The organism is Parasphingopyxis sp., from assembly GCF_052168275.1.
In the GTDB taxonomy this organism is placed as follows: Bacteria; Pseudomonadota; Alphaproteobacteria; order Sphingomonadales; family Sphingomonadaceae; genus Parasphingopyxis.
The window spans coordinates 1-10,262 of record NZ_JBQLZM010000068.1 but is presented as its reverse complement, the minus strand read 5'-3'; the positions used below and the strand labels follow the sequence as shown (position 1 = coordinate 10,262).

The following is a 10,262-nucleotide window of genomic DNA, read 5'->3' as shown; positions in this document are numbered from 1 at the left end:
CGACGCCGTCGAGCCGCTGGCGGGAACGCCGGAACGGCCGCGCATCGAACTGACCGCGACCCTGGGCCGCGGCGATGGGTTCGAACGCGTGCTGCAGCGCGCGGGCGTCGCGCCCGCCGAGGCTGCGGAACTGGCCGCGATGATATCCGACGCCGTTCCGATGGACGATATCCGGCCCGGCACGATCATGAACATCGTGCTCGGGCGCCGGCCGAACCGCACGGTGCCCCGCCCGGTCGACGAAATCGCCTTCCGCGCCCGTTTCGATCTCAAGCTCGAGGTCGCCCGCGTCGACGGCGCGCTCCGGCTCAACCCGATCGCGATCGCGGTCGACGACACGCCGCTGCGCATCCGCGGCCGGGTCGGCTCGAGCCTCTACCGTTCGGCGCGCGCCGCCGGCGCGCCGCCGGCCGCGATCCAGGAATATCTGCGCGCCATCGGGACGCGCATGTCGGTCAACCGCGATATCGGCGCGGACGCGACCTTCGACATCATCGTCGAACATCGCCGGGCCGAGACCGGAGAGGTCGAGATCGGCCGGCTCATCTATGCGGGCATCGAGCGCGGCGAGCGGGAAACCCAGTTGCTGCGCTGGGCGGTCGACGGCGAGGACCAGTGGTTCGAGGCGTCGGGCGTCGGCCAGCAGACCGGCCAGATGCTGATGCCGGTCAACGGTCGGCTGAGCTCGGGCTTCGGCTATCGCCGCCATCCGATCCTCGGCTATCGGCGCATGCACACCGGCCTCGATATCGCGGCCGGCTACGGCACGCCGATCCGCGCCGCGGCGTCGGGCACGGTGAACTTCTCCGGCCGCAATCGCGGTTACGGCAATTATGTCCGGATCAACCATGGCAGCGGCATCCAGACCGCCTATGCGCATATGAGCCGGATCGTCGCGTCGAACGGAGCGCGGGTCAGCCAGGGCCAGATTATCGGCTATGTCGGCTCGACCGGTCTGTCGACCGGCCCGCATCTCCATTACGAACTGATCCGCAACGGCAGCAAGGTCGATCCGCGCTCGGTCAGCTTCACGCGGCAGGCGCGCCTGGCCGGCGCCGAACTGCAGCGCTTCCGCACGACCCTGGCCAACCTGCTCGAGGTGGAGCCCGGCGCCGCGCTCGCGCGCGGCCGGGAACCCGCGGAAACCGAAATCGCGTCGGACAGCCGCCGGCGCGCGCCTGCGCGCAGCTAGCGGCCGCGCCCGCCCCCCGCCAAGCCGGGTCCGTGACTAAAGCCCGCTAGACCTTGACGAGCATCTTGCCGGTATTGCCGCCGGTGAACAGCCCGATGAACGCATCGACCTGGCTGTCCAGCCCCTCATGCACGGTTTCCTGGCTGGTCAGCTTTCCGGCCTGGAGCATCCCGCCCATATCGGCGTGGAATTCGCCCATCCGGTCCATGAACTCGGTGACGATGAAGCCGCGCAGCCTGAGGCCCTTGCCGATGACGTTCATGATGTAGCGGAAGCACATCGGCTCGGCGCTGTTATAGCCCGAGATCATTCCGCATTCGGCGAAGCGCGCGCCGGGATTGGCGACCGCGAAGGCGGCGTCGAGATGCTCGCCGCCGACATTGTCGAAATAGACGTCGATGCCCTTGGGCGCGGCCGCCATCAGCTTGTCGAGCAGCGCGCCCTCGGCCTTGTAGTCGACGACCGCGTCGGCGCCGAGCGATTTGACCCAGTCGCATTTCTCCTGTCCGCCGGCCGAGCCGATGGCGGTCATGCCCTTGGCCTTGGCGATCTGGATGACGGTCGAGCCGACGGCGCCGGCCGCGCCGGAAACGAAGACGATATCGCCCTCCCTGGCCGCCGCCACGTCGAGCAGCCCGAAATAGGCGGTCATCCCCGGCATGCCGAGAAAGCCGAGAAAGCTCTGCACGGGAATGCCGAGATCGGGGAGCTTCTGCGCCTCGGCGGCGGGGATCACGGCCTCGTCGCGCCAGCCGGCCATGTGCTGGACCATGTCGCCGACGGCGAACCCGTCCGCATTGCTCTCGACGACTTCGCCGATCGCGCCGCCCTGCATCGGCTCGCCGATCGCGAAGGGCGGGACATAGCTTTTCACGTCGCGCATCCGGCCGCGCATGTAGGGATCGACCGACAGCCATCTGTTCGCGACCCGGATGGTCCCCGCGGCCATCGGCGCCTGCTCGAAGTCCCTGAGTTCGAAATTGTCATGGGCAGGCATGGCTTCGGGGCGGGATTTCAGGTGCCAGGCGCGGGGCATGTGCGTCTCCTAGTCTTCGATTCTGGTTTTCTATTGCAACCGTCTTGCCGGGAAGGGCGCCAATCGGCAAGTGCGGGGTGCGGAGAATCTCCACCGTTGCGCCCGGCAATTCTCGCGGTTAAAGGAAGCGCCCGCCGCGGATATGCGGCGCGGACGATGGTGCGGGGCCGTAGCTCAGTTGGGAGAGCGCTGCAATCGCACTGCAGAGGTCGGGGGTTCGAATCCCCCCGGCTCCACCATCGCCGGACCGCGCCGGTCGATCCGCTCCCGACAGCGGACCCGGCCCGCCGGCCCGGCCGCCCGCCATGCCCGTCAATCGATTGCGGCGATCACCCGTCATGCGGAATTTTTCGCCTTGATTCTGGCGTTTACCATATGCAAAGCAATTACGATCTAGGTAAGAATACCGAAACGAAATAGGGCGCGTCGCGCCGGCAAAAACGCATCGCAATCCTGCCATCGCGTCCTCGACCATGGCAGGCGGGAAGAGGGGTCCCGAACGGATGTCGCGCCGGATCGATCCGCCGAAACGGAAAGACGAGTGACCATGCCATCGATATTGGCGGCCGCCGCGCCGCGCGAAGAGCCGACCCCTCTCGGCGACCCGGGCATCGATCCCCGGCCCCGTCTCCACATTCTCCAGCGCTGACGTTTCGCGGCCGCCCGGCCGCGCCGTCGCCGCTTACCCTCTTCCCAACAGCAAGGACCCTGCCGTGAACAAATCCATTCTGCTCGCCAGCGCCGCCGCCATCCTCGGCGTCGCCCCGGCCCAGGCCCAGACGCAACCCGCACCGGAGGCTCCCGGACAGGCGGACAGCGCCACCGAAAGCGCGGCGGACGATGCGAATTTCGATCCCAATATCATCCTCGTCACCGCGACACGGCGCGCCGAGGACGTGCAGAGCGTGCCGCTGTCGGTATCCGTCATCAGCGGCGATCTGGTCGAGAATGCCGGGGTCGACGATATCCGCGACTTCGCCCAGCTCGCGCCCAGCCTCGTCGCGACGACGGGCCAGTCCTCGTCCAACGCCACCGCGCTCTCGATCCGCGGGATCGGCACGGCCGGCGACAATCCGGGCTTCGAACCCGCGGTCGGCGTGTTCATCGACGGCGTCTACCGCGCCCGCGCCGGCGTCGCGCTGAGCGAACTGCCGCCGATCGAGCGCGTCGAAGTGCTGCGCGGCCCGCAGGGCACGCTGTTCGGCCGCAACACCTCGGCCGGCGCGCTGAGCATCACCACCCAGATGCCCGAATTCGATCTCGGCGGCTTCGTCGAAGGCAGCTACGGCAATTTCGACGCCTATGAGCTGCGCGGGGCGATCACCGGCCCGGTCAGCGACACGATCGCGCTGCGCTTCGACGGCATCTACCGGTCGCGCGACGGCTATATCACCGACGTCAACAGCGGGCGCGACATCAACACGATCGACCGCTACGCGCTGCGCGGCCAGGCGCTGTTCGAGAATGAGCGGCTGACGATCCGGATCATCGCCGACTATGCCGATACCGACGAGGAATGCTGCGGCGCCGTCAATCTGGTGGCCGGCCCGACGGCCGGCGCGATCGACCTGATCGCGGGCCTCGCCGGCAATGTCGGCATCGCGACCGCCGATCCCGAAGACCGCGTCATGGCGATCACTCCGGGCCGCGACTTCAACGAGGCGGTCGAGGAATGGGGCGTTTCGGCCCAGATCGACTATGAGTTCGACGCCTTCACGCTGACCTCGATCACCGCGTTCCGCGACTGGCGTTCGCTGCGCAACCAGGACATCGATTTTTCGGGCGCCGACCGTGCCTATCGCGAGGGATACCGGACCGGCCTGGAAGACTTCACCCAGGAAATCCGCTTGCAGGGCACCGCGTTCGACGACCGTCTCGACTGGCTCGTCGGCGCCTTCTACCTCAACGAAACGCTGACCCTGCGCGATACCGTCCGGTTCGGTGCGCAGGCCAACCAGTATGTCGACGCGCTGTTCGCCTTCAATCCGGCGGCCGGCTTCGAATTCTTCGACAGCTTCGGCCCGGCGGTGCCCGAATTCGGGCAGGTGCTGCTCGCCACCAATCCGCAGCTCGCGGCGGCCGCGGCGGCCAACCCCGCGCTGTTCGCGCTGTTCAACACGCCGCTGCCCGGCAACCCGGCGGGCGCGGGCCAGCAGGCCGACAATTACACGGTCGATACCGAGGCGATCGCGCTGTTCACGCACAATGTCATTGACATTACCGACGAGCTGTCGCTGACCCTCGGCCTGCGCTGGAACCATGAAGAGAAGGACATCGCTGCCAGCCTCAACGCGAACACGCCGGCCTGCGGCTTCTTCTTCGATCCGGCGGCCGGGCCCTATAGCAGCCTGATCCTCGCCAATGTGCCCGAGGCCTTCCTGCTCGCCTGCAACCCGACGGTGAACACCGAGTTCAACGGCGCCTATGCCGGCGGGTTCAGCGACGACGAGTTCACCGGCACGGTGCGGCTCGCCTATCAGATCAACCCGGACGTGCTCGTCTATGCGGCCTATGACCGCGGCTACAAGTCGGGCGGCTACAATCTCGACCGCGCCGGTTTCGATTCGGTGCTGCTCGGCGGCAACGGGCCGCAGCTCACCGACCTGCAGTTCGAGGCCGAAACGGTCGACGCCTATGAGGTGGGCCTGAAGACCAGCTGGGGCCGCGACTTCACCTTCAACGTCGCCGCCTTCTATCAGGACTTCTCCAACTATCAGCAGCTCGTCTTCTCGGGCACCAGCTTCTTCGTGCAGAATGTCGAGCAGACGATCTCCAAGGGCATCGAGATCGACGCGACGATCCGGCCGGTGCGCGATCTGACCTTCCAGCTCGGCTATGCGCTGACCGACGCCGCGTTCGACAGCAGCAACGATCTCACCGGGACGCCGCTCGCCGGCGCCGAGGGGCTCCAGCTCGTCAACGTGCCGCGCCACACGCTGACCGGCGCGGCGACCTGGACCCCGGCGCTGACCGACAGCCTGAACGCGCTCTTCCATGTCGACGCCCGGTTCAACAGCGCGACCGCGACCAGCGCCGCCGGCCGCGGCATCGTCGACAACGAGCCGTTCGGCATCATCAACGCCCGGGTCGGCATCGCCTCGGAGGACGATCGCTGGCAGCTCGAATTCTTCGTCGAGAACCTGCTGGACACCTATTACAACATCCAGACCTTCGCCGTGCCCGAACAGACCGGTACCTTCGCCGGCTATCCGGGCCAGCCGCGCTATTACGGCGTTTCCGCCCGGGTCGGCTTCTAGGATCCCGGTCCCGGACGCCTGCGAAAAGCCGGTGCGGTCCGCCGCGCCGGCTTTTCCTTTTCCGCGCCCCCGGCCGGCCGGTTGAGCCGTCGCAAGACAGGGCGCGCGCCTTTGCCTATAGAGCGCAGCATGATCGAGGCGCGCGGATTGGGGAGTGTCACAGTGGCGGCGGCGACGCTGCGGCCGCTCGCGGCGATCATCGCGGAGGCGGCGCTCGACCGCAAGGCCGTGCTCGCCGCCGCGCACCTGCCGGACGGCCTGCTCGATCCGGGCCGCGAGGGCAGCGCCAGCCTCGCCGACTATTTCCGGCTCAGCGAACAGATCGCGCTCGCGATCGGCGACGAGACGATCCACGTCTCGGCCCGCCCGCTGATGCTCGGCACCTCCGATTTCATCCGCGACCGGCTGCGCAACGCGACGACCGTGCGCGACATGCTCGACGTGCTCGCCGCCAGCTACAACGTCATCCATGGCGGCCGCTACAACCAGGTGGCGACGGCGCGCGACGAGCTCTGCTTCGTCATGGACGACAGCGACTTTCCCTACGCGATTCCCAAGGACGACCCGTTCATCCTCTTCTCGCTCGAAGCGCTGCTCGTCTACGTCCATGTCCTGCTGCAATCGAGCAGCACGGCCGAGGCGCCGCTGCCCCTTCGCGGCATCCGCACCCGGCGGCCGAAGGACGATGCACCGGGCCCGCTCGCCGGATGGGGGGTCGCGATCGTGCACGGCGCGCGCCATTTCGCGCTTCACTACGACGCTGTGGTGGCCGACTGGGCCGTCGATCCGGCGGCCTGTCCGGTGCTGGGTTCGCGCACCATCTATGGCGGGATCGCGCGCACGCTCGACCGGCTCGGCGGCGCGGACGCCGCGGGCGACGACATCGTCAACCGCACCGCACAGGCCTTGCGCGACGGGCTCGGCGACCAGCGCAGCGTGGCGCGGCATCTCGGCATGAGCGTCGCGTCCCTGCGGCGGCGGCTCGAGGAGCGCGGCACCCGGTTTCGCGACGTGCGCGCGCAAACGCTTGCCGACGAGGCGCGGCAGCGGCTGGCGCGCGGCGAACCGGTGGCGGTGATCGCCGAGCAGCTGGGGTTCAGCGACGGCCGGAGTTTCGCCCGGGCGTTCCGCGGCTGGACCGGCCATGCGCCCCGCCATTACCGGAACGAGGCCGACGGGCACCGATAGAGGCTGAGCGAAATTGTCCCATCGAAATTGATCGAACCCGTCATCGACCGGGGGGCTTTGCGGCGGCTAGGAGTGCGGCAAAGCTGGCAGCGATAGCCGGTCCGTTCAGGGTACAGGATGTTACGAAAAGTGAAATTTCCGAAATCGGGCGGGCTCGCCCTGCTCCTGGCGGCAGCGCTCGGTGCGTGCGCGCCGGAAACGCCGCCTGCGCCCGTCGCCGGGACGGCGCCCGCCGCGCCCGTCACCCGCACGATCGATATCGACGGCGCGCAGATCCGCGTGCGCGAGGAAGGCCCGGCCGATGCGCCGGCGATCGTCCTGCTGCACGGCTTCACGATGAGTCTCGAAAGCTGGGACGGCTGGGCGGAGCACCTGTCGGACGACTATCGGATCGTCCGCTACGACCTGCTCGGCCACGGCATGACCGGGCCCGATCCGCTGACCCGCTATGCGCCCGACGAGCGGGTCGAGGTGCTGGGGCGGCTGCTCGACGCGCTCGGCATCGAGCGCGCCACGCTCGGCGGCAACAGTTTCGGCGGGCTCGTCGCCTGGCGGTTCGCCGCCGCGCATCCCGAGCGCGTCGAGCGGCTGATCCTCGTCGATAGCGGCGCCTATTCGATCTACGGCGTCACCGAAAATCCGGTGCCCGTGCCCGATGCGATGCGCGGCTATCTGCTCGCCGCGCCGCTCGCCGGCGTGCAGGCTTCGGCCACCCAGATCTACGCCGATCCGGCGCGCCTCCCCGCAGGCCGGATCGAACAGATCCGGGAGATGATGGCGCGCCCCGGAAACGGCGAAGCCTTTATCGGCCATCTCGAGGAATTCGTGCTGCCCGATCCCGAGCCCGATCTCGCCCGGGTCGCCGCGCCGACCCTGATCCTGTGGGGCGAGGAGGACCGGGTGATCCCGCTCGACCATGCCCGGCGGATCGCGGCCGCGATCCCCGATGCGCGGCTCGTCACCTATCCCGGCGTCGGCCATGCGCCGCAGGAGGAAATCCCGGCCCGCACCGCCGCCGATGTCCGCGCCTTTCTCGAAGGCCGCGACCGATGACCGACAAAACACGACCTACCAGGGAGCCAAAAATGACCAATCGCAGCAACCGCGCCATCCGCTATCTCGGCGGCATCGCTTTCGCGCCGCTCGCCTTCGCCCTGCCCGGCGCCGCCCAGGCACAGACCGATGCGGGCGCCGAAACGGCGGGCGAGAATGCGCCGATCATCGTCAGCGCCCGGCGGCGCGACGAAGCGCTGGTCGAGGTGCCGCTCTCGATCACGGCGATCGGCGCCGAGCAGCTCAACCAGTCCGGCACGCTCGACATCACCGAAATCGCCGAAAGCGTGCCCAACGTCACCTTCGAGGTGTCGCGCGGCACGAACACGACGCTGACCACCTTCATCCGCGGCGTCGGCCAGCAGGACCCGGTCGCCGGCTTCGAGAACGGCGTCGGCCTCTATGTCGACGACGTCTATTACAACCGGCCGCAGGGCGCGGTGCTCGACATCTTCAACGTCGAGCGGATCGAGGTGCTGCGCGGACCGCAGGGCACGCTCTACGGCCGCAACACGATCGGCGGTGCGGTGAAGTTCGTCACCCGCCGGCTTGCGGACAGCCCGCTCGGCGAGTTCCGCGTCAATGCCGGCACCTACGGCCAGTTCGACGGCATCGCCTCGGTCGCGCTGCCGCTCGGCGACAGCGGCTTCTATGTCGGCGGGGCCGGCGCGCTGCTGACCCGCAACGGCTTCGGCGAGAATCTCAATCTCGGGATCGAGAATTACGACAAGGACGTCGCCGCCGCGCGCGGCACGATCGAATATGCGCCGAACAGCGACGTCTTCGTGCGGATCACCGGCGACTATACCGACGACCGCTCCAATCCGCGCCAGGGCCATCGGCTGATCCCGGGCCTCGTGTCGGGCGCGCCGGTTCTCGACAATGTCTTCGACACGCGCGCCGGCCTCGAACTTCCGCGCCAGCGGGTCGAGGCGTGGGGCGTTTCGGGTACGATCGAGATCCAGGTCAGCGATCATGTCCGCCTGCGCAACATCATCGCCTATCGCGACGATGAATCGACGACGCCGATCGACTTCGACAGCCTGCCGGCGCAGGATCTCGACGTTCCGGCCGCCTATGCGAACGACCAGTTCTCCGAGGAATTCCAGATCGTCTACGACGACGGCCGGCTCGCCGGACTGCTCGGCTTCTATTATCTCGACGCCAACGCCTCGACCGATTTCGACGTGATCCTCGCGACGACGGGGGCGGTCATTCCGCCGCCCTTCGGACCGCTGCCGGGCCTCACCGCGAAGACGTTCGGCGACGTCGCGACCGAAACCTGGTCGGTGTTCGGCGATTTCAGCTTCGACATCACCGATCAGTGGAGCGTTTCGGTCGGCGGTCGCTTCACCCATGACGAGCGCTCGTCGCGGGTGCTGCGCCAGACCTTCCTGTTCGGCCCGACCGCCCAGTTCGGCGGCAACAATGCGCTGCTGATCGCCACGACGTCGGACTTCGACGGCACCGAGACGTTCGAGGAATTCACGCCGCGCGCGTCCGTATCCTTCCGCCCGACCCCCGACCACAATATCTATTTCAGCTATGCGCGCGGCTTCAAGGGCGGCGGGTTCGACCCGCGCGGCCAGACCACGGCGGCCCCCGATCTCGACGGCGACGGGGATATCGACGATGCCGACATCTTCGAGTTCATGCGCTTCGACCCCGAAACGGTCGACAGTTTCGAGCTCGGCTACCGCGCCTCGCTGGCGAACGGCGCCGTGAATCTCGCGCTGGCCGGCTTCTACGCCGACTATACCGACATCCAGATTCCGGGCTCGGTCGGCGTCGACACCAATGGGGACGGCGTCAACGACAGCTTCATCGGCATCACGTCCAACGCCGGCGCGGCGACGATCTGGGGCATCGAGTTCGAGGGCCGCGCCCGTATCGGCCGCGATTTCGTGACCGCCGGCGACCGGCTGGGCTTCACCTGGGCGGCCGGCTATATCAACGCCGAATATGACGAGTTCATCGACGCCTTCGGCAACGACGTCGCCGACCAGCGGGTGTTCCAGAACACGCCCGAATGGACGCTGTCCGGCACGCTCGACTATTCGGTGCCCGCGTTCGGCGGCGACCTCAATTTCCTGACGACCCTCAGCTATCGCAGCGAGACGAGCCAGTTCGAGGTGCGCAGCCCGCTCGACCAGGACGGCTATGCGCTTTGGGACGCGAGCATCGTCTGGACGTCCGACGACGATCACTGGCAGCTCGGCGTGCATGCCAAGAACATCACCGACGAACGCTATATCGTCTCGGGCTACAACTTCGTGGCGCCCAACGGCACGGGCGGGTTCGTCCCGACCCTCGGTCGCGAAGGCACGTTGACCGCCTTCTACGGCGATCCGACCCGCGTTTTCGCGAGCGCGCGGATGCGGTTCTAGTTTGTCGGAATTTCCCTGACGGGAAAGTACGGCAGATTTGATTGTCGGGCTCGATCATTCGGTCGAGCGCCGCACCGGCCCGCACCCCCTCCCGACCTCCCATTCAGTGTATTCTATTGGGAGGCCGGGAGGGGGTGCGGGCCGGTGCC

6 protein-coding genes and 1 tRNA gene are annotated in these 10,262 nt (G+C 67.9%); 6 read left to right on the top strand and 1 reads right to left on the bottom strand.

Annotated features, from left to right (window positions below; all coding sequences use genetic code 11):
- On the top strand, positions 1–1,192 hold a 1,192-nt coding region (locus ACTS1X_RS06025), incomplete at its 5' end, for a M23 family metallopeptidase (protein WP_442613482.1).
- 46 nt (positions 1,193–1,238) lie between these two features.
- Here ACTS1X_RS06025 and ACTS1X_RS06020 read toward each other — a convergent pair.
- Positions 1,239–2,228 (bottom strand): NADP-dependent oxidoreductase, encoded by a 990-nt coding sequence (locus ACTS1X_RS06020; RefSeq protein WP_442613481.1) that lies wholly within the window; start codon positions 2,226–2,228, stop codon positions 1,239–1,241.
- A gap of 163 nt (positions 2,229–2,391) precedes the next feature.
- On the opposite strand from ACTS1X_RS06020, the gene ACTS1X_RS06015 reads away from it, so the two are divergent.
- From ACTS1X_RS06015 to ACTS1X_RS05995, 5 genes are all read left to right on the top strand, one after another.
- Positions 2,392–2,467, top strand: a tRNA-Ala gene (locus ACTS1X_RS06015).
- 474 nt (positions 2,468–2,941) lie between these two features.
- The gene (locus tag ACTS1X_RS06010) at positions 2,942–5,485 is read left to right on the top strand and encodes a TonB-dependent receptor (protein ID WP_442613480.1); all 2,544 of its coding nucleotides are present in this window, start codon (positions 2,942–2,944) and stop codon (positions 5,483–5,485) included.
- Between the two features lie 129 nt (positions 5,486–5,614).
- Positions 5,615–6,673, top strand: coding sequence for a helix-turn-helix transcriptional regulator (locus tag ACTS1X_RS06005; protein ID WP_442613479.1), 1,059 nt, complete (start codon positions 5,615–5,617; stop codon positions 6,671–6,673).
- Between the two features lie 129 nt (positions 6,674–6,802).
- Positions 6,803–7,726 carry an alpha/beta fold hydrolase gene (locus ACTS1X_RS06000; protein ID WP_442613478.1) on the top strand — a complete coding sequence of 308 codons (924 nt, stop codon included), beginning with the start codon at positions 6,803–6,805 and terminating at the stop codon, positions 7,724–7,726.
- A 32-nt stretch (positions 7,727–7,758) separates the two neighbouring features.
- Positions 7,759–10,113, top strand: a complete 2,355-nt coding sequence (locus ACTS1X_RS05995; protein WP_442613477.1) for a TonB-dependent receptor — start codon at positions 7,759–7,761, stop codon at positions 10,111–10,113.
- Positions 10,114–10,262: the final 149 nt, after the last annotated feature.

Coding starts and splice junctions, on each gene's coding strand:
- ACTS1X_RS06020 (WP_442613481.1), bottom strand. CDS start 2,228: ATGCCCCGCGCCTGGCACCTGAAATCCCGCCCCGAAGCCATGCCTGCC.
- ACTS1X_RS06005 (WP_442613479.1), top strand. CDS start 5,615: ATGATCGAGGCGCGCGGATTGGGGAGTGTCACAGTGGCGGCGGCGACG.
- ACTS1X_RS05995 (WP_442613477.1), top strand. CDS start 7,759: ATGACCAATCGCAGCAACCGCGCCATCCGCTATCTCGGCGGCATCGCT.